Below are 18,431 nucleotides of genomic sequence, written 5' to 3'. Positions count from 1 at the left end.
GACTTCGCTTCTACATTTTACATTTTATCCCTGCTCGTCAGGCGGGCTTTACATCTTATATAAGGTTATTCGCAGCCAGGTATTCGGCGATCTGAACTGCATTGGTGGCTGCACCCTTACGTAAATTATCGCTTACCACCCACAAATTCAGGGTATTGGGCTGCGATTCGTCCCTGCGGATCCGGCCAACAAAAACCTCATCTTTCTCATGGGCATCCTTGGGCATGGGATAATGCTGGTTTGCCAGGTCATCGGCTACCACAATGCCGGGGGCTGTTTCCAGCAAATGCCGTACTTCCGCCAGGTCAAAATCGTCTTCAAACTCGATGTTTACGGCTTCGCTGTGCCCACCCATTACCGGAATGCGCACAGTTGTGGCCGTTACCCGGATGGAATCATCCTGCATGATCTTTTTGGTCTCATTCACCATTTTCATTTCCTCTTTCGTGTAACCATTATCCAGGAATACATCGATCTGAGGGATCACATTCAGGTCGATGGGGTATTTATACGCCATTTCATACCCTTCTTCAGTGCCGGCTACTTCCTTTTGCCGTTCTCCTTTGAGCTGGCTCACCGCCTTTACACCGGTTCCCGTAACGCTTTGATAGGTAGAAACCACAATGCGTTGTGCATGATACGCTTTATGCAGGGGGGCCAGTGCCACTACCATCTGTATGGTAGAACAATTGGGGTTTGCAATGATCTTGTCGTTGCTGGTCAGCACATCTGCATTGATCTCCGGCACTACCAACGGCACTTTTGGATCCATGCGCCAGGCAGAAGAGTTGTCGATCACCGTAATACCGGCCGCCGCAAATTTCGGAGCCCATTCCGTAGAGGTTCCGCCACCCGCCGAAAACAGGGCCACATTGGGTTTTGCAGCAATCGCCTCCTCCATGCCCACTACTTTATATTTGGTGCCCTTAAACTCCACTTCCTTACCCACGCTCTTCGCAGAAGCAACGGGGATCAGTTCCGAAACAGGAAAATTTCTTTCGGCCAGGACCTGTAACATTTTGGTGCCTACCAGACCAGTGGCGCCAACTACGGCTACTCTCATTGTTGTTTTTACTTGTTTATCGTTAAAAAAAACCTTCCGCTTTTACGGAAGGCCTGTTAAAAATTTATGCTGACACACAAAACTACAAACCCTCCGTCCGGGACTGCTTCTTGGTAGTTTTTGTATGTTTCATTATCATCATCGGGATGGCAAAGGTATAAGGGAAATATATAATTGGCAAAAATAATTTCAAATACGCCCCTGGGAGCGGTACTACCGCGCTTTTATTGGGATCGTGGTCTTTTTCCCAAAAAAAGGGGCTTTATTGGTCAATAGCCACATAATGGTAAATGTTGGGATAATATCGGTACCCGGTAGGGCCTCTTCTATAAAATTAAAGATTCCGCCAAACATCCCCCTGGCCCCTCCAAAGGTTTTGGCAAGTATGATGGCGGAAACAGGTGCCCAGATCACATCTGCGAACTCACCTACGCCCGGTATGGTAAAAGATAGGCACCCGATGATGTCCATCAGGATACAAAACAGCAGGGTCGGAGATTTTTTTGTAGCGGTCATCTTTTTATTTTTTTATAATAGATAACAAAGAGCGTACAAAAAGTTGTATCCGGCCCTGCCGTTCACCGATTTTTTGAGGCGGTTTACCTTCCGGACCTGTTAGGTCTTAAGACCTAATCCAACCCGGTTTCAAAACTGGTAAGCTCTCTAAATAATTGAATACGATCGTTTAATTCCGCGGGGGTCAGTTCCTTTAGCCGGGTGTTGCCAAATTTTTCCACGCAGAAGCTTGCCATTGCAGATCCGGCGATGATGGCCCTTTTCATATTATTAAAGCTGATATCGCCGGTTTTTGCCAGGTGACCGACAAAACCGCCGGCAAAGGTATCGCCCGCACCGGTGGGGTCAAAAACATCTTCGAGCGGAAAAGCCGGTGCAAAAAACACCTTATCCTCATAAAACAGTAATGCCCCGTTCTCTCCTTTTTTGATGATCAGGTACCTGGGGCCCATTTCCCGGATCTTTTTGGCTGCTTTCACCAGGGAATACTGATGGGTCAGTTCACGGGCTTCTGAATCATTCACCATTAATAGGTCTACGCGTTTTAATGCCGTTTCCAGGTCCGGCATTGCTGTTTCCATCCAAAAGTTCATGGTGTCCAGAACGATCAGTTTCGGTTTTTGTTTTAGCTGATCAATAACGCTTATCTGCAATTTCGGCATCAGGTTACCCAGCATCAAAAACTCCGCGCCCTGGTAGCTGTCCGGAACCTGTGGGTCAAAATCTTCCAGCACGTTCAGGTCGGTCACCAGTGTGTCGCGGGTATTCATGTCCTCATGATACAGCCCTTTCCAGAAAAAGGATTTTTTATTCGCCACTTTTTCCACCCCATCCAGCTGTACGCCTCTTGCCGCCAGGGAAGCCAGCTCTTCCTCCGGAAAATCATATCCGATGATCGAGATCTGCTGAACAGGTTTTACGAAGTAACTGGCCGCATAAGCCGCATAAGTGGCCGAGCCGCCTACAATCTTATTTGCTTTTCCAAAAGGGGTTTCAATGGCATCAAAGGCCATGGTGCCTACAGTAATAACGGACATGAATGTTGTTTTTGTTAAAAAATACGGCGGCAAAGGTACTACTTATTCGCCTGAAGTTTAACGTTTCCGGCACCGGGGATCTTCAACATACTATGGAAATGCCGCTATGAGAACCACGGAGAACGCAAGAATGCCGGGCATCCGTCTGAGGGCGGACCCTACTTTTACAACCCACAAGCTCCCCCTTTTCCCTGCCTGTCCGATGGGTTATCCGGACAAAGCTGAGAAAATATTATGCCCTCCTGTACCGGTTTTGAGGGTTTTACATCCCCGAACGTATTTATAAAATTACTTGCCTATATTTTGGATAAAAAGCATAGTTTTGAAACATGGCCACCACAACACGTAAACGATCCTCAAAAAAGGAAGAAATTCTGAAAACAGCTGCGCGTATGTTCCGGGAAAAAGGATATGCCGGTACTTCCATGCGTGATCTTGCCGAAAAAATAGGTATTGAAGCCGCCAGCCTTTACAATCATATCCACTCTAAAAGCGAAATTTTAGAGGAGATCATTTTTTCGATCGCCCGTGACTGCAGAGAGCAACTGGAAAATATGGATCCGGCAGGCACTTCCCTGCAGAAAATTGAATCATTGATCCGTTTTCATACCAAAATGATGATCGATCATTTTGAATCCTATTCCGTAATGGTAAGCGAGTGGATGCATTTGGACGAAGAAAAACTGGGGGAGTTTGTAAGCGAGCGCCGCCGCTACGTAAAGAAAATCGAATCAATCGTGCAGCAGGGTGTCGAAAATAAGGAATTTAAGCCTGTGCTTCCATATGTGGTTGTGCTGAACATCCTGTCTTCTGTTCGCGGGCTGGAGTTCTGGCAAAAAAGCGCCAAAACGCACAGCGCAGAGATCATGGAAGAAAATATGGTACAGCACCTGATCGGAGGATTGAAGCTCTGACAGGAACCGCAATTTATCTTTCCAGCCAGCCCTCTGTAGGGCGATTCACAAGTCTGCTGATCGTCCCAATAACACAATGAGTTATCCATGAACCTGCGGTAATTATATTTCAGCGGGTAGTTGTATCTATACAATCTCCCCCGGATCTCAGAAGCTGTCTTGGTTATTTATTATCCAATCCGCAATCAGGTTCCAGGCAGCAATAGAAATCGCAACCGGCTTCTCTTTTTTCATATGATGTACGAAAGGCATCCGGTTTATCTTTTCAGTTGTCTTTTGACAACCATGATTGAGGTCTGATGGTAGTATCAACATGTGCCCGGTTATCGTACCGCAGTGAGGTAACGCCATGCTTACCCAATGTTTCTGCAAGGCTTTTAAACAGGCCGCCATAATCTCTTGCAACCGGTGAAGGAGGCGCTGCCAGTATGACAACTGGCCCTTTTGGAGAAAATTGTTTGGGCATCACCAGTGTTCCGCTCAACCGTACTTTTCCGGTATGCGACTGAAACGAAAACTCCTGCTCACAAAACAGCGTATCTTCTGTTCTGCCGGCCTTTAGCAAGCACAAACATCAGGGCAGCTAACAGGGCATAGAATGGCTTCATACAATGCCTAGTTGCCCGCTCATCTTAAAAAAAGCAACTTCGGTATTTTTTAAAACAGCGTTGATTATTATGGTATGGTTGTCAGGCTGTCTGTAGTCGATCCCGACGGTTAACTCCGGCGTTTTCTGCGGATCTACCATGGATAAAAATTTGCATTGCGCAGCTTCAGCCAGGAAAAGCTTTTTACCGGTTGCCTCTTCGGTAAGCTCCTTTACGATCTGAATCATACATACGCCCGGCAATACCGGTTGCCCCGGAAAATGGCCCTCAAAGATCTTATGCCCGGCATTGAGCCCGATGGCGGCCGCTACGGATCCGGCATTGTCTTCAAAGGAAATCACCGTATACAGGTCATTCTTCAGCATGGTCGTATATTCTTTTTAAATCGATCGTAAAATTAAAGTTAATATGCCGGATATTTATGGTTTCCGGTACCCCGTCCCTGAGCGGACCGCGCATAACTTCCACCACCTTTTTGCGGGTGCTGCCCCGCTCCATCCGGATCAGCCTGGAGCAGCGGGCATCTGTAATATAATAATAAACATCGCTGCCCGTATTGTATGCATAATAGTATGTGTCATCTTTCCGGAAAACAACAGCTGCCGCAGGAGTGTCCACCGGGTTCATCAGCAGCAGTTCAAAATCCTTACGCAGGGTCTTTCGTACCGCCTCTTTATCCATTTTGGAAATGATGGTATGCACCACAAAACCACTGCCGGAAGAAAATTCAAAATCAAAAAATGTAAACCCCGCCTCATTGGTAAATACAATACGGAATGAGCTGTCCGGCATGCGTTTCATAAGCAGCATCCCGCTTAAATGCCTGCCGGCTACATCTACCGAGGCCTGGTACAATGCCCGTTCTATCCGGGGTTTGAATTTTTGAATACAGGCAGCATCGCCTTCCGTTGGCTGTAATTTTTTATACACAGCAGGCGCACAGCTGCTTAAGAGCAACAGGACGCTAACGAATCGTAAAAAGCGCATCGGTAAGAGGGGTATTTAATTGCTGACCGGAATAACTGATGGTGGTATGATCGCCCCTGTTATCCACCATCTGTACCTGGCTCACCAGGAAATTTGATTTTTGCAGGACCACGTTTACCGATTTAAAAAGCGCCTTCATTTCTTTGGTCACCGGCGTCATATCCACCAGGTAGCTGTTCCCATTTTCCAGCAGCTTTACAGAAAAGTTGGGATTATCAAAAACCGTTCCCCTGGCACAATCCATCATCAGCTGGTTGGCCTGCTGGAACATTTTGCTGGAACCGGCAGACATCCGGCTGGTCTTCTGCCCATCCTTAATGCTTACTTTACTACCGTTGATGATCATCAGGTACTGGTAAGGACTGGTATATTCCATGCGTACCCGGTTATTTCTTTTAAAGTAAAACCTGCCCTTTGAAGTTACTTTCTCCGAAAGCATGCTCAGGCTTTTTACCTGTGTAAAATCGCTGGAGAGGCTGTTTATTTTCTGTGCTGCCGCAGCAAACCGGGCTTTGACAGCCGGTACATTGCTTACCGGTTTATATTGTCCAAAACCGGTATGAGCAAGGCCTGCAAACAGGATGATCAAAAATAGCTTATGCATAGGGGTGCAAATTTATCAATTTATCCAGGGGTACGATCTCATATCCCTGTGCTTTAACATATTCTAAAAAATCCGGAAGTATGTGTACGGTCGGGTGGCTGGTATCGTGGAACAAAAAAACAGCTCCCGGCTTCAGTCCGTTCTTCACCTTTTGCAACAGCCTTGCTTCATCCCTGATCACCGTATCCAACGAGCGGACATTCCAGCCGATGGCCGTATATCCCATAGCCTCCACCGCCTTCCGTACGCTGGGATTGGTAACTCCATAAGGAGGACGGAACCACTTCATCTGTCTTCCGGTTATATGATGCACCAGGGCCTGCATTTGTTGCAACTCGGCGATCATTCTTTTAGGTCCGTGCATGTCAAACCAGAAATCGTGGTAGTAAGAGTGACTGCCCACGATATGCCCGTCTGCCAGGATCTGCTTCAGCAGCGCCTCATGCTCTGCCGCCCGGTAGCCGATGCAAAAAAATGTGGCCGGTACCTGCCGTTCCTTCAGGATGGCCAGTACCTCCGGTGTATATTTCTCGATAGGACCGTCATCAAAACTGATCGCCACTTGTTTTTTTCCGGTGTTCCCGTTGCAGATCACTTTCATATAGAAACCGGAGCCGATATAAAAACTGCCATAAAAAAGCAGGAGGGTATATACCGCTACCAGGATAAAATATCCATACCAGGGCCATCCCTGCTGCAGCTGAAGATATACCAACAAGGCAAGCAGGAACAGGAAACCGATCGTGGTATTTCTGAAATTTAACATGCCGACAATAAATAAAGCGACGGGTACTGCTGCTTATAATTATTGTAGATCAATATCCTTTTAGGAGCCGGTCCCTCTACTCCCGGAACCTGGCCTGTACCCAGTATGTGGGCTGCCATCCAAAGTGCAAAGGCCGACGCCGTAGGATATTCTCCACAGAACTGCTTATAGGTTACGGATGGGATCCCTTTAAATACCGATTGTTGAAGGGCCTCATACTGTCCGCCATAGCGGGCATCACCGTTATTGCCGGTGATCAACAGGTCGATGGAGCCGGCCGCAACCCGGTTCCGCTTCAAAAAATCTTCAATTAGAGTTGCCACCGGAACAGTGGGTTTGTACCAGTTTTGCACGGCGTCCAGTTTTGCCAGGCTGCCTTCCTCCCGGTTGCCGTTCAACAGGAAAAAAGCAGCACCTTCGCCGGCCATGGTACCTTTCGTGCCACCTCCGATCAGCGTTTCCGTACTGCCTTCTTTTTTATAAAGATCAAACCGGCTCAGGATGGCATGGCTTTTTTCGATGATCTCATCCACACCACCCACCAACACGGTTTGGGCCGCTTCCTCGCCGATCAATCCCATTGCATCCATTAAAGCTGCTTCAAAAGAAGAGCCGCGATGCACATAGGTATTATTATAATGATGGCATTTCAGCATCAGCGCGATCTGCGCCCCTACGGTATTGTGGGTAGACTGGATAAATGCGGTGGGCGATAACAGCTCTTCCTTAAACTCCACCATACGGGTAAGGAACTGATCCGTATCCGCCAGGCAGCCATAAGCCGTACCCGTGGTAATGGCGTCCGGCATGGTCACTTTCGCCTGTTGCAGGCATTCCATCGCCGCCGCAGCCCCCATTTTGATGATCCGGCTCATCCGGCGGATCAGCTTTGGGTCAATATATTTTGAATAATCCGGTTCTTTACAGGTCAGCCGGTCGCCCCGGTATTGTGCAGGGTTTTCCAGCAGCTCATTAAATGAGCCCTGCGGGGATACGGCATATGCGGATTGAATGTACAAGCGATTAAATATTACAAATGATTAAAAGCAGCTCTTGAAAACACCAGCGAACTACAATTACCTCCAAACCCGAAAGAGTTGGACAACACATGATCGATCTTCCTTTTCTCCAGCACGGTGGTTACCGAAAAAGGCAGGTCCTTCATGGGTGTTTGCAACCGTAACCCGGGAAATACCAATCCTTCCCGGATCGCCAGCGCCGCATATACTGCCTCAATGGCACCGCTGGCACCCAATGTATGCCCCGTGTAGGACTTGGTAGAGCTCATGGGCGGGTAATTTCCTTCAAACAAAGTAGCAATGGCCGTTCCTTCGGCAATATCGTTATTCTGGGTTCCGGTCCCATGAAGATTAATGTAGCTGATATCTTCCGGAGACAAACCGCTTTTTTTAAGAGCGCCTTTCATTGCCAGCAGCGAGCCGGTTCCTGAAGGGGAAGAAGCTGTTTGATGATAGGCGTCATTGGCATTGCACCATCCGCTGAGTGCACAGAACGGCTTTTTGTTCAATGTGGCAGCAACGGCTTCAGACACCAGCACCACATAACCTGCACCCTCGCCCAGGTTAAGGCCCCGGCGGTTTTCATCAAAGGGCTGGCAATATTCCTGGTCCAGTATCATCAGGGTATTGAATCCATTTAGTGTAAACCGCGTCAGCGCATCCGTGCCACCGGCCACCACTACATCCAGCAGTCCCTGCCGGATCATGCGCGCGCCCAGGAAAATGCTGTTGGCAGAAGAAGAGCAGGCTGTGCTGATGGTGGTAACAAAGTCTTTTATGCCCAGCGCATCTGCAACCACTTCGGTAACGGCGCCACATTCATGATGCGCCACCATTTTCAGATCACCACTGGCCGCGTCCTGTAAAAATCCGGGAAAAAAATCTTCTGTTTTGTCCATGCCGCCCACGGAATTGGCGGAGATAAAACCCCTACGCCAGGCCGGAAGCTCAATGCCTGCGTCCGCTATCGCTTCTTTAGCGGCAACGGCGCTTAACAGGGCCGTACGGCTGATCTCCGCCGGCAATCCCGCAAGTTCCGCCAGCGCATCATTGGATACTTTGACCTCTGCTACCGGCAGCGTATCTTTATGAACCGACTGTAACCGCTGCATGGCCTGCATTCCGGCCCGGCCCGAAACAAGCGCTTCCAGATTTTCTGCAACATTATTCCCGATCGCCGAAATAACACCCAGACCACCTATATAAACGGTTTGTTCTTTAGACATGTTGAATATTAGAAGCTATTAATGAAAAGTTGATGGTGGGAAGTTTAGGATTTATTGACCATTGACTTCTGATTATTGACCATTCGCTATTCACCATTGACTACGCCGAATGCTCCAGGATATAATCCGCCATGGTATCTATTGAACGGAACACATCCTGCCCTTCCTCGGCACTTCTTAATTTAATATTATACTCCTGCTGCAGCAATACGATCAGCTCCAGGGCGTCGATTGAGTCAAGGCCCAGTCCGTCTACAAACAACGGGTCATGATCGCCGATATCTTCAGGTCTTTTATTTTCTAATTTTAACTGCTTAATGATCTGCTCCTTTAAGCGGTGTATCAGTTCTTGCTTATTTTCCATAATTCTTATTATAAATGCTACACAGGTTTTCTACGGTAAAGGCGGTGCCTGTTTGGGCAGGTGCCGGTTCTACGAGGAACAGACAGGCATCCAGTTGTTCTTCCAACACATCGATCCATCCGCAAATACAAACCTTCAACAGATTGCGTTGCATCAGATCTGTTACGTACCAGTGTATCCAGTCCGCATCAAAGGCATCGGACACAAAAAACGCGTTCTCCCCTTTGAACCGGTACCGGATACTGATCTCCCCGATGACGATATTGGGCAGGGTATATACGAACAGTGCCGGGCTCGGGTATGCTTTTGAGGCTTCAAGATACTGCACATCGGCCTCAATACTGGCATTCCGGTTACTCAGCACCATGCCCGCTGTCTCCGGCCTGCAGGCTTCAAAACCGGCGTGGTCCCTTAACAGCACATCCACCGCAACCGTGCCCGTTTTGCTGAGCAGATCCATTTTATAAAAGCGGGGATAGTCCATTTCAAGCTCCTCGTAAGCCGCTTTTATAAAAGTACCGCCTTCTTCAGAACTCCTGTAAATGACCGCCTCATCTTTTACAATGACCCCGTCCCGTACAATCACCGCCGCTGTTATATGCATACTGGCCTGGTTCAAACCCCTACTGCTCCTTATCTTTAAATCCGTTGTTAATGTATTCGATACTGTCCCTCAGCCGGATGGTCTTGGCCAGCTTATGCAATGCGGTGTCGTGCTCCTTTACATACGGGTTATCCGTATCCCATACGTATCCGGCAAGTACAGAGCAGATCATTTTCTTAATGTCCGGATTCTGGTCCTTTGCAAAGAAAATGGTGTGCAGCGTGGTATCGTACCAGCCCATTACATAACTCCTGAAAGTATTCACTCCCTGCATCATCACCTCGGTATAGTCTTTATCCCAATCTACCGGTTCGCCTTTTAAATGCCGTACCACCAGCTTACCGGCGATCTGGCTGGAAACCGTGGCAAGGGTCACCCCGGAAGAAAACACCGGATCCAGGAACTCCGTTACATTTCCGGTCAGCACGAAGCCCTTTCCATAAAATTTCTCGGTTGTGCTGGACCAGGACTGCAGGATTCTGGGCTCCCATAAAAATTCCACCCCCTTCATCCGTTCGGCAATATAGGGCTCATCCGCAATTGCGGCCCGCAGCTGTTCTTCCGGCGTACCGGTATATTTTTCAAAGAAAGCCGGATCGCCTACAAACCCAACCGAGGTAACACCGGTAGCAAACGGGATCACCCATACCCAAATATCCGGTTTGTGCACGATCACCGTAATACGGTCCGGCTCATCATCCATCTGGCGGTTTACATCATTGATGTGTACAAACAGCGCCTTGCGCGGAGATAGGTTGGAAGGCTTGTCCAGCCCAAATAAACGCGGAATGACCCGCCCGTAACCACTTCCATCAATGATGAACTTTGCTTCGATCTGCTTTTCATTGCCCTTCGCATCCGTTACAGTGGTAACCGATGATCCGTCTTCCCGGAACTCGATCGCGGTAACGGTTGCTTCATATTCAATAGATACCCCCTGCGCTTCCAGGCCGTCTGCCAGGGCCTTATCAAAATCTGCCCGGGTCACCTGGTAAGCATGGTTCCAGCCGTCTGTAAACTGGTCGGAGAAGGAGTAATCGCAGATCACCCCATCCTGTACAAATTTGGCACCGGTCTTCCGCTGGAAGCCGACTTTTAATACGCTATCCAGCAATCCTGCTTCTTCCAATGCTTCCATGCAGCGGGGCAGCAGGCTTTCCCCGATGACAAAACGCGGAAATTTCATCTTTTCTACTACTGTTACTTTATATCCCGCTTTATTTACAATGGCCCCGGCTACAGTTCCCGCCGGCCCTGCGCCAATCACTAATACATCTGTTTGTTCCCTTTGCATAACTTAATTTCTGATTTACAAATGTGATCCGCCGTTTTTTCTTTTCTGAACAACCAAAGTTAATTCTTCTTTTTACATTTCAATAATGTGTGACTGAGCCCGATGCCATCGATCTGTTCCACAATTTCAAAGCCTGCTTTTTCCACACATTTTTTAAATACCCTCGAGTCATACATCTGGCTGTTGCCATTGGCAATGGCTGTAAAATAAATCGATAACTGCTGAATACAGAAGGCCGAGGTCTCGAACCGCTGGTTATCCCAGAATGCTTCCAGTATATAAATACTGCCATCAGCATTCAGTGCAGCCCCGCACCGTTTCATAATGGACACTATTTCATCTTCAGAAAAACAGTCGAGGAACTGGCTCATCCAAACCGCATCATATCCCTGGGGAAAGACCACAGATTCGTCCAGTACATTGGCCGGATAGAAATCAACCCGGTCCGTCAGCCCCAGTTCATCAATATTCTTTTTTGCCATGGCTGCCTGCCCGGGCAGGTCCACAATGGTGATCTTCACCGCTTCATCAAACCGGGTGGAAGCCAGGGCCCATTTACCGGTGTTGCCTCCTATTTCCAGCAGCTTTTTAATATGATTCTCCGGTTTATAAATATGCTTTAATACCGGCGGAAATGCGATGTCGGAGAAAAAATGATCGTACTCAAACCAGCTCTTCTGCTGTTGCGGCGTCAGTTGCGACAGCCCTTCATATACCGTGGACCAGTTGCCCAGCTCCGGCAGCCCGGCCGGCTTGCCGGTTTCAACCGCTTCCTGCAAATGATACATGGCCTTATAGCAGATGTCCTGTACAAAATTCATGTTCACATTGGTCAGCGGATCATGCAGGATAAAATAACCCGTTTTGGTCAATGCAAACTTTTCATCATCCGTATATTTTACCAGGTGCATGCCCAGTGCGGCCTCCAGCAATACACGCACCGCATATTCAGAAAGACCTACTTTTTCACAAATATCCTGTAATGCGATCCCACCGCCGCGGGCATCTTCCACCACTTTTAAGATCTGCTTATCCCTTAAAACACGCGCAACCTGGAATACAATGGGACCATGAGCGATGATCTGTGCCATGTGTTTCCCTTCCATAGCCGAATAGTGTTCTCCTTTGTAGAAATCTATCATTATTTAAGTTTAAAATTTTTAATGCTCAGGCATTCCGCTCCCCTGCTCTTTCTTCAGGAGCGGCGCCCTTAACGGTTGATCAATCCGGATAAGAACCGGTCCTCGATAAAAGGGTCTTTTAAGCAACCGCTTCAGATCGCCTTTGACCCTTCCCCAGAAAACCTCCATATTTCAAGATCTTCAAATCTTCCGACAGTACCCGGGGCCTTATACTTTTAGGCCTTTAAACTTTACGAACCACGATCGCTGCATTACACCCGCCAAAGCCCGACGCGGTCTTTAAAAAGGCCCGGACCGGCTTTTCTGTCAATGCACTGCAAATATTGATGGGTTTTACCGTTCCGGATGTCTCAAACCCCTTTGTGGGGATGATCGTATTGTTCCGGGCGGATTCGATACTGATGACGGTTTCCAGCAGCCCGGCGGCGCCCAAAGTATGGCCATAATAGCCTTTGAGGCTGTTTACCGGAACATCCTGCAATCCCGCCAGGTTAATGGCCCGGCTCTCCATATCATCGTTGTACATAGTGGCCGTTCCATGCGCGGAAATAAAATCAACTGTATCCGTACCCACCCCCGCCTCTTTCATTGCACGGTCGATGGCGATAAATAATTCCTCGCCGGTGCGGGACGGGCCGGAGATATGATTGGCATCATTACTTACACCGCCACCACTTATGATGATCCCCTCCGGTTCCGGCCGGGTAGAAAGCACGATGGTTGCCGCCGCCTCTCCAAGATTGATCCCGCTCCTGTTGGCATCAAATGGTTTGCACAGTGTATCGCTCACCGCATGAAATGATTGAAACCCCGACAGGATAAACCGGGTGATCAGATCGGCACCAGCTACGACAACGGTCTTGTACTTACCGGCTTCCAGCAGTCTTTTTGCCGTAATAATGGCCAGGGTACCCGAGATACAGGCATGCGAAACAATCATCGGCCGGTGAACGAACCCAAAATGCGCTGCAAGCTTCTCTGCGGAAACGGTTAGCCCGATCTCCTTTTTCAGCTCTTTTGTAACCGGCTGCTGCTCCAGCCGGCCAATATTGCCCTTGGTGGAGGATAGTATCAATAGCGTATCCGGATCTGTAGTATCAATTCCAGCCTGTTTTACCGCATCGGTAACAGAAGCTTTCAATACATATTCAAAAGGAGTAAATGAAGTGGTATCTGTAGCAAAAAACGCCGGAGGCAGCAAGGCCGCACAAAAAGGCACTTCGCTTCTGGAGGCATCCTGGTGTACGGCTACTGCCGTGCGGCCGGCACACAGCGCGTCAAAGTTTTCTTTCACAGTGTTGCCCAGGGGGGAAACAATATTCTGAGATAAAACGAATACCTTCTTCATTCCCGTTACTTCACAAATTTTTGCTTCCACGCCTCAAAAAAAGGAGGATTGTTCAATAAAAGGGTTTGGGTATCCTTATCCAGGAAAACCTGGGTGGTACTTCCCGTAGCCACAAGGGATCTGTCCGATGCCTTGTAAAGATTGTAGCGGAAAATGATCTTGGCGGCCTCGCAGGGCATGTAAATCGTCTCCACCAGCACCGTTTCGCCAAACCTGAGTGATTTTTTATAGTTGCATTCGGTATGAACGATCGGCACTACCACATTTTCCTTAAAAAAATCAAGATACCCGATCCCGTATTTTTTTCCGAGGGCCTCACGGCCGTCTTCAAAATAGCGGATATAATGACCGTGCCAAACAATACCCAGCGGGTCTGCTTCGTTAAAACGGATCAAAACCTCGGTTGTATCTGTAAGCTCCTTCATTCTTTTTATTTCCACGTATATAATCCGGCAATTTTATTCTGCAACAAATATGCGCATTTCGCAGGATGCGATGACATCGCCATTTATAGCGATGGCCCCATCGACAATTGTTGCATTGAAAACCTGGTTTTTGATGGAAATGCTGGTTTCGAGTATTTCGCCTACCCGGGGGAGCCGGTTTATTTTTAATTGCTGAACAGCCCCGATAAAACCAACCGGTACCGGCTTTTGCTCCTGCAGACAGCTGTAACCGATCCGCGCTGCCGCAGTCTGGGCAATATTCTCTACCAATCCGGGTTCTTTCAAAAACCCGGCTTCCACTAAAATATTATCTTCTGTTACTGTAAAGCGTGTGGCGGCTCCTTCACTGTCGGAGCGCTCCAGCGTTTGTACCATCACAAAAGGCGGCCGTTGCGGAATATAAGGTAAAATATCCTTGGCTATGCTCATACTCTAATAAACAGTTGGCGTTTCACAAGGCCAACGCGCTAAAATTACAGAAACTTTGGTTTGCAACGGGAGTTTTTCTGCCCGCCCGGTATTTACATCGCCGTCCCTGGATACTTTTGTACCTCCCGGCTATAGGTTGCTTTCTGCTCCATCCGGCTGATCCCGCAGAAGAGCCGGATCGGCCAAAAAGGGATTGTATCAAAAGCCGTTGACGTTCTGAGCTTCCGCCCCGGGCGAGCGGTTGGACAGGTGTTTCAGAATCCATTGATCACTAACTGTACCTTTAGCTGCTGAACAATCCCGGGCAATTGGAGACAGGAAGACAATGCGGGCACCTTTTTTATTTTTTATCCTCATTCCAGAAGGGATAATAGTTATACCATTGTGCGGGGTATCGCCGGACCTTATCCGTCATTTCCTGCACAAAATCATTTAAAATGGCCGCCGGGGCGTCCTTTTCCGGATGATTCCGGTACACTTCGCCCTTCGTGGCAAAAAAATGATACTGCCTGCCGGACTCTTTTAAAGCAAAAACAAAAGAAACCGGTACCGGCAGTTTGGCGGCAATGGTAAACGGACCGGCGGGAAATTGTGCAGGCGCTCCCAGAAAATGAGCAACCAATGTCTTATTTCCATCCAGGAACCGGTCGGAATGCATGCAAACCAGTTCATTCTTGTTTAAGGCCTCCATAATTTCATAAATATGGCTGATATTATCCTTTATTACAATAATACGTGCATTGCGCTCACCCGTTACCCCATCGAGGTATTCTTTTATTTGCTGCTGTTCGCCATCATACATCACAATATTGATCTTTGTCTGCAACCGTTTTAACAAATGTCCTGCAATTTCCCAGTTGCCGATATGGGCGCTCAGCAGCAAGCCGCCGTTTCCTGCGGCTACCATTTCCCGGAGATGTTCCTCTCCTTCAAAGTTAAACGTGAACCTGTTCCGGATGCCGCTCATCATAACGATCCGGTCGATTAATGCCTGGCCGAACCAGTAATAATTCTGATAGCGGAGCCTGATGGCCTTCAGACCTGAAAACTGAAGACGCTGCTGCAGATAATATTTTATGGCCTGGTTGGCCCGGGTGCTGAATAAAAAGTAATAAAAGGCAACAAACCGCAGCAGGAAATAAGCGGGTGCCGTGCCTCCGGCTTTAAGAAGACCGATAAAAATGCTGTAGCCCAGTTTGTTTCCCTTGGAGCTTCCGTCCCAGTTTGCCATTTAAATTGATTGCATTAAAGTATCAAATATAGGAAGCCTGCCAGAATGCGTGGGGCCTTTACCAATTCTTGTGTGACGGGGAGGATTTGGCGGACATAGCAGTACGCGGATATAAACTCCGGGGCTGATTGTTCTGCACAGCAGTATATCGCACCAGTCCCGATTGTCCCTTATGCAATTCTCAAAAAAACTGCTGCCCCCTGCACAGGAGCACAAGCGAGCGTGGCAACAATGCTGCCCTTTGTACTGCAGCCGACACAATAAAATAAAAATCAGGAGTTATGCCACTTCCTTTTTCCGGATCTGTGCGTTTATATAATTATAGAAATCACTAAAGGTAACCAGCGGCAGAAAATCGCCGGGCTGTACTTTGAAATGAAAATTACTTTCCAGGGCTACTACCAGATCAATATAATCAAGACTGTCCAGGTCCAGCACCTCTTTGAGGTTGGCCTCCGGCTTTATCAGGTCAGCATCAGCCTCAAATTCATCTACCAGGAACGCGTTGGTTGTGCTTATTATTTTATCCATGCTTAGCATCAGCTCAAATTACCACTTTTTTACGATGAGGGTGGAGTTGGTTCCCCCAAACCCAAATGAATTGGACAAAAATACATCTATATTTTTATTCATTGTAGTTTTTACAATATTTAAAGCGGCCGTGTCTGCATCCGGATGCTCAAAATTAATATTGGGTGCTATAAATCCATGCTCCATCATAATGCTGGAATATACGATCTCACTCGCCCCGGCCATCCAGCATTCATGACCGGTCATTGACTTTGTGGAACTTACCGGCGTCCGACAATCCCTGAATACCTCTGCAATGGCCTTTGCTTCACTGGCATCCCCCGCCGGGGTGCTGGTGGCGTGCGCATTAATATAATCGATCGCTTCCGGCTCCAGGCCCGCGTCATTCAGTGCCATTTGCAGGGACTTGGCCGGCCCGGCCACCGTAGGGTTGGAGATGTGCTCCCCGTTTGAAGAAAACCCGTAGCCGATCACCTCTGCTAAGATCTTTGCCCCTCTTTTTTGGGCGGATTCCAGGCTCTCGAGGATCACTGTAGCAGCGCCGCCACTGGGGATGAGGCCATCGCGGTCTTTGTCGAACGGGCGGGAGGCTTTTTCCGGGGCCTCTTCTTTTACGGAAAATGCACCCAGGGCATCAAAAGTACCCATGGACAAGTGGTTGATCTCCTGGGCACCGCCGGCTACGATACAATCCTGCAACCCCATCTTTATAAGGATATAGGCCAGGCCGATGGCATGAGAACCACTGGCACAGGCAGCGCTTACGGTCAAATTGATCCCTTTTAGCTTAAAAATTGTGGCAAGGTTCATCGTAACCGTTGAATTCAGCGTTTGAAATACCGCCGCCGATCCTACCAGCATGGTATCTTTTTTTTCGCGGATCAGGTCTGTGGATTCGACCACTGCCTTTGCGGAACTGTCGTTTCCATAAAGAATGCCCGGCTCCAGCCGCGCCAGATCCTCTTCCGAAAGACCGGCCTCTTTAAACGCTTCAATGGTGGCCATATAGGCATACTCCCCCTCTTCCGGAAGCATAATGCGGGAGCGCCGGTCCAGCAGTCCTTTTAAGGAGGGCCGCTCTACAAAACCGGTCAAGGCCGACCGGTACCCGAATTCCTTGCGGACCGGATCAAATATGATCCCCGATCTTCCTTCATACAGGGATGCTTTTACCTCCGGAAGGTTTTTACCGATACAGGAATAAATTCCACGGCCTGTGATCACTACTCTGTTCATTGGTGCAAATTTAACGGGAAAACCCGTTCATATTTGTCACTAAAAAAGGCCACATCTTTATGGATGGGCCTGTAGAACATTTCTTATACGCCCGTAAGCTATTTTACCGTAAAGCCCGCTTCATGGCCGCCCCATAAAAGAGCCACCCTGCCTTTCTCACTAATAGTATAAGTGAGCGTCTCTGCAAACTTCGCCGGTTTGGTACTTTTAACCGTTACCCGCAGGGCATCATCCGCCTCATTGTATTCTGTACCCCACTGGTCCCATTTTTTGCTGAAAATAAAGGTCCAGTCCCCGTTGTTGGTCAGCACGTGCAAGCCATATTTACCTGCAGGCAAGGGTTTGCCGTCGATGCTGGCATCTTTACTCAGTTCAAACAGGGTGGTTTTGTTGGCCCCTGCGCGCCATACCGTTCCGTCCCTGGGCTCTACATCCTTCCCGATCGTACGCCCTTTTACGGAGGGTTGACTATAATTTATCGAAATGGTTACGCCAGACGCTGTGGTCTTTGATACAGAAGCCGGGGGGCTTGCCGGCTTTTTCTTTTCACCGTTTTGAGCAGATACACCGATCACAAAACAGAAGCCAGCCAAGAGAAACAATAATTTTTTCATATATTTCGTTTTTTTAAAAATGCGCAAAATGTTTGCCAATCACTTAATTGATCGATCATTTACTTCCGGTATACCGGACGCTGCAACGGTAACCCCACAACTTCACAGACGGCCCCATGACGTCCTATAAAGATAGCAAAAATAGCAACCATCACATAAAAAAAGCAACAGCAGGGAACACGGGTGCATTTCAGATTTTCGCACTGTTATTTTTGGGGAATGGGTTAAATTTAAGAATAAAACCCATAAAATATGACAAAACAGGAATACCTTGACGCGGCAGAAAAGCGTTATGATGAGCTCCAGCGTTTGAACCTACTTACGGATTTTTACGATTATGAAAGCGAGTTTGTAAGGATTTGGCAAGACCTGGGTCGGGAGGTGCTGGAAAAAAACATTAGTACTCCGGGTAACGATAAGCGTAAAAAAAAACCTCACAACACTGGGACACG

22 protein-coding genes and 1 pseudogene are annotated in these 18,431 nt (G+C 48.2%); 2 read left to right on the top strand and 21 right to left on the bottom strand.

Translation table 11 applies throughout. From position 1 onward, the window contains the following. Positions 1-55 precede the first annotated feature (55 nt). From B160_RS0124460 to B160_RS0124445, 3 genes are all read right to left on the bottom strand, one after another. On the bottom strand, positions 56-1,063 hold the full coding sequence (locus B160_RS0124460) for an aspartate-semialdehyde dehydrogenase (protein WP_018630593.1): 1,008 nt from the start codon (positions 1,061-1,063) through the stop codon (positions 56-58). 213 nt (positions 1,064-1,276) lie between these two features. Next, complete coding sequence (locus B160_RS0124450) at positions 1,277-1,579, bottom strand: hypothetical protein (protein ID WP_018630591.1); 303 nt, start codon at positions 1,577-1,579, stop codon at positions 1,277-1,279. A 113-nt stretch (positions 1,580-1,692) separates the two neighbouring features. After that, positions 1,693-2,616 (bottom strand): PfkB family carbohydrate kinase, encoded by a 924-nt coding sequence (locus tag B160_RS0124445; protein WP_018630590.1) that lies wholly within the window; start codon positions 2,614-2,616, stop codon positions 1,693-1,695. A 329-nt stretch (positions 2,617-2,945) separates the two neighbouring features. Here B160_RS0124445 and B160_RS0124435 point away from each other — a divergent pair, with 329 nt between their 5' ends. Next, on the top strand, positions 2,946-3,530 hold the full coding sequence (locus B160_RS0124435; RefSeq protein ID WP_018630588.1) for a TetR/AcrR family transcriptional regulator: 585 nt from the start codon (positions 2,946-2,948) through the stop codon (positions 3,528-3,530). Positions 3,531-3,795: 265 nt separating this feature from the next. Here the strand turns inward: B160_RS0124435 and B160_RS0124425 are convergent, their stop codons facing one another. The 18 genes from B160_RS0124425 to B160_RS0124335 form a co-directional block, all read right to left on the bottom strand. Further along, positions 3,796-4,101, bottom strand: coding sequence for an alpha/beta fold hydrolase (locus tag B160_RS0124425; RefSeq protein ID WP_026310000.1), 306 nt, complete (start codon positions 4,099-4,101; stop codon positions 3,796-3,798). Between the two features lie 33 nt (positions 4,102-4,134). After that, on the bottom strand, positions 4,135-4,503 hold the full coding sequence (locus tag B160_RS0124420; RefSeq protein ID WP_018630585.1) for an ApeI family dehydratase: 369 nt from the start codon (positions 4,501-4,503) through the stop codon (positions 4,135-4,137). Further along, positions 4,490-5,125 (bottom strand): flexirubin biosynthesis protein LolB2, encoded by a 636-nt coding sequence (lolB2, locus tag B160_RS0124415; RefSeq protein WP_018630584.1) that lies wholly within the window; start codon positions 5,123-5,125, stop codon positions 4,490-4,492. Before lolB2 ends, B160_RS0124420 begins: the two co-directional genes overlap by 14 nt. After that, positions 5,103-5,729: a flexirubin biosynthesis/transport protein LolA2 gene (gene lolA2 / locus B160_RS0124410; protein WP_018630583.1), complete on the bottom strand. Its 627-nt coding sequence runs from the start codon at positions 5,727-5,729 to the stop codon at positions 5,103-5,105. Before lolA2 ends, lolB2 begins: the two co-directional genes overlap by 23 nt. After that, positions 5,722-6,495, bottom strand: coding sequence for a polysaccharide deacetylase family protein (locus tag B160_RS0124405; protein ID WP_018630582.1), 774 nt, complete (start codon positions 6,493-6,495; stop codon positions 5,722-5,724). Before B160_RS0124405 ends, lolA2 begins: the two co-directional genes overlap by 8 nt. Beyond that, positions 6,489-7,514 (bottom strand): beta-ketoacyl synthase chain length factor, encoded by a 1,026-nt coding sequence (locus tag B160_RS0124400; protein WP_018630581.1) that lies wholly within the window; start codon positions 7,512-7,514, stop codon positions 6,489-6,491. The genes B160_RS0124405 and B160_RS0124400 overlap by 7 nt, the downstream gene beginning before the upstream one ends. 11 nt (positions 7,515-7,525) lie before the next feature. Beyond that, on the bottom strand, positions 7,526-8,740 hold the full coding sequence (locus B160_RS0124395) for a beta-ketoacyl-[acyl-carrier-protein] synthase family protein (RefSeq protein WP_018630580.1): 1,215 nt from the start codon (positions 8,738-8,740) through the stop codon (positions 7,526-7,528). A gap of 100 nt (positions 8,741-8,840) precedes the next feature. Next, the gene (locus B160_RS0124390) at positions 8,841-9,104 is read right to left on the bottom strand and encodes a phosphopantetheine-binding protein (RefSeq protein ID WP_018630579.1); all 264 of its coding nucleotides are present in this window, start codon (positions 9,102-9,104) and stop codon (positions 8,841-8,843) included. Beyond that, positions 9,094-9,708, bottom strand: a complete 615-nt coding sequence (locus B160_RS0124385) for a hypothetical protein (protein WP_018630578.1) — start codon at positions 9,706-9,708, stop codon at positions 9,094-9,096. The genes B160_RS0124390 and B160_RS0124385 overlap by 11 nt, the downstream gene beginning before the upstream one ends. A gap of 19 nt (positions 9,709-9,727) precedes the next feature. After that, positions 9,728-11,002 carry an NAD(P)/FAD-dependent oxidoreductase gene (locus B160_RS0124380; RefSeq protein ID WP_018630577.1) on the bottom strand — a complete coding sequence of 425 codons (1,275 nt, stop codon included), beginning with the start codon at positions 11,000-11,002 and terminating at the stop codon, positions 9,728-9,730. A 59-nt stretch (positions 11,003-11,061) separates the two neighbouring features. After that, the gene (locus tag B160_RS0124375) at positions 11,062-12,144 is read right to left on the bottom strand and encodes an SAM-dependent methyltransferase (protein WP_018630576.1); all 1,083 of its coding nucleotides are present in this window, start codon (positions 12,142-12,144) and stop codon (positions 11,062-11,064) included. Positions 12,145-12,367: 223 nt separating this feature from the next. Beyond that, complete coding sequence (locus B160_RS0124365) at positions 12,368-13,492, bottom strand: beta-ketoacyl-[acyl-carrier-protein] synthase family protein (protein ID WP_018630574.1); 1,125 nt, start codon at positions 13,490-13,492, stop codon at positions 12,368-12,370. A gap of 5 nt (positions 13,493-13,497) precedes the next feature. Further along, a complete protein-coding gene (locus B160_RS0124360; RefSeq protein WP_018630573.1) occupies positions 13,498-13,917 on the bottom strand; it encodes an acyl-CoA thioesterase in 420 nt (139 codons plus the stop codon). A 33-nt stretch (positions 13,918-13,950) separates the two neighbouring features. After that, positions 13,951-14,367: a hotdog family protein gene (locus B160_RS0124355; RefSeq protein ID WP_018630572.1), complete on the bottom strand. Its 417-nt coding sequence runs from the start codon at positions 14,365-14,367 to the stop codon at positions 13,951-13,953. Between the two features lie 340 nt (positions 14,368-14,707). Further along, the gene (locus tag B160_RS0124350; protein WP_018630571.1) at positions 14,708-15,598 is read right to left on the bottom strand and encodes a lysophospholipid acyltransferase family protein; all 891 of its coding nucleotides are present in this window, start codon (positions 15,596-15,598) and stop codon (positions 14,708-14,710) included. 279 nt (positions 15,599-15,877) lie between these two features. Further along, entirely contained in the window at positions 15,878-16,129 is a 252-nt protein-coding gene (locus B160_RS0124345) for a phosphopantetheine-binding protein (RefSeq protein ID WP_018630570.1), read from the bottom strand. 18 nt (positions 16,130-16,147) lie between these two features. Next, positions 16,148-17,365 (bottom strand): beta-ketoacyl-[acyl-carrier-protein] synthase family protein, encoded by a 1,218-nt coding sequence (locus tag B160_RS0124340; protein WP_018630569.1) that lies wholly within the window; start codon positions 17,363-17,365, stop codon positions 16,148-16,150. Between the two features lie 98 nt (positions 17,366-17,463). Beyond that, on the bottom strand, positions 17,464-17,979 hold the full coding sequence (locus B160_RS0124335; protein WP_026309995.1) for a DUF2911 domain-containing protein: 516 nt from the start codon (positions 17,977-17,979) through the stop codon (positions 17,464-17,466). A 252-nt stretch (positions 17,980-18,231) separates the two neighbouring features. Between B160_RS0124335 and B160_RS0124330 the strand changes: the two are divergent. Beyond that, a pseudogene (locus tag B160_RS0124330) lies at positions 18,232-18,431 on the top strand (hypothetical protein); the annotation flags it as partial.

Source organism: Niabella aurantiaca DSM 17617 (assembly GCF_000374125.1).
Lineage (GTDB): Bacteria > Bacteroidota > Bacteroidia > Chitinophagales > Chitinophagaceae > Niabella > Niabella aurantiaca.
This window is presented reverse-complemented; position numbering and strand designations above follow the sequence as displayed.

Coding starts and splice junctions, on each gene's coding strand:
- lolB2 (WP_018630584.1), bottom strand. CDS start 5,125: ATGCGCTTTTTACGATTCGTTAGCGTCCTGTTGCTCTTAAGCAGCTGT.
- B160_RS0124435 (WP_018630588.1), top strand. CDS start 2,946: ATGGCCACCACAACACGTAAACGATCCTCAAAAAAGGAAGAAATTCTG.
- B160_RS0124340 (WP_018630569.1), bottom strand. CDS start 17,365: ATGAACAGAGTAGTGATCACAGGCCGTGGAATTTATTCCTGTATCGGT.
- B160_RS0124355 (WP_018630572.1), bottom strand. CDS start 14,367: ATGAGCATAGCCAAGGATATTTTACCTTATATTCCGCAACGGCCGCCT.
- lolA2 (WP_018630583.1), bottom strand. CDS start 5,729: ATGCATAAGCTATTTTTGATCATCCTGTTTGCAGGCCTTGCTCATACC.
- B160_RS0124460 (WP_018630593.1), bottom strand. CDS start 1,063: ATGAGAGTAGCCGTAGTTGGCGCCACTGGTCTGGTAGGCACCAAAATG.
- B160_RS0124450 (WP_018630591.1), bottom strand. CDS start 1,579: ATGACCGCTACAAAAAAATCTCCGACCCTGCTGTTTTGTATCCTGATG.
- B160_RS0124405 (WP_018630582.1), bottom strand. CDS start 6,495: ATGTTAAATTTCAGAAATACCACGATCGGTTTCCTGTTCCTGCTTGCC.
- B160_RS0124380 (WP_018630577.1), bottom strand. CDS start 11,002: ATGCAAAGGGAACAAACAGATGTATTAGTGATTGGCGCAGGGCCGGCG.
- B160_RS0124385 (WP_018630578.1), bottom strand. CDS start 9,708: ATGCATATAACAGCGGCGGTGATTGTACGGGACGGGGTCATTGTAAAA.
- B160_RS0124395 (WP_018630580.1), bottom strand. CDS start 8,740: ATGTCTAAAGAACAAACCGTTTATATAGGTGGTCTGGGTGTTATTTCG.
- B160_RS0124420 (WP_018630585.1), bottom strand. CDS start 4,503: ATGCTGAAGAATGACCTGTATACGGTGATTTCCTTTGAAGACAATGCC.
- B160_RS0124445 (WP_018630590.1), bottom strand. CDS start 2,616: ATGTCCGTTATTACTGTAGGCACCATGGCCTTTGATGCCATTGAAACC.
- B160_RS0124360 (WP_018630573.1), bottom strand. CDS start 13,917: ATGAAGGAGCTTACAGATACAACCGAGGTTTTGATCCGTTTTAACGAA.
- B160_RS0124365 (WP_018630574.1), bottom strand. CDS start 13,492: ATGAAGAAGGTATTCGTTTTATCTCAGAATATTGTTTCCCCCCTGGGC.
- B160_RS0124375 (WP_018630576.1), bottom strand. CDS start 12,144: ATGATAGATTTCTACAAAGGAGAACACTATTCGGCTATGGAAGGGAAA.
- B160_RS0124335 (WP_026309995.1), bottom strand. CDS start 17,979: ATGAAAAAATTATTGTTTCTCTTGGCTGGCTTCTGTTTTGTGATCGGT.
- B160_RS0124390 (WP_018630579.1), bottom strand. CDS start 9,104: ATGGAAAATAAGCAAGAACTGATACACCGCTTAAAGGAGCAGATCATT.
- B160_RS0124345 (WP_018630570.1), bottom strand. CDS start 16,129: ATGGATAAAATAATAAGCACAACCAACGCGTTCCTGGTAGATGAATTT.
- B160_RS0124350 (WP_018630571.1), bottom strand. CDS start 15,598: ATGGCAAACTGGGACGGAAGCTCCAAGGGAAACAAACTGGGCTACAGC.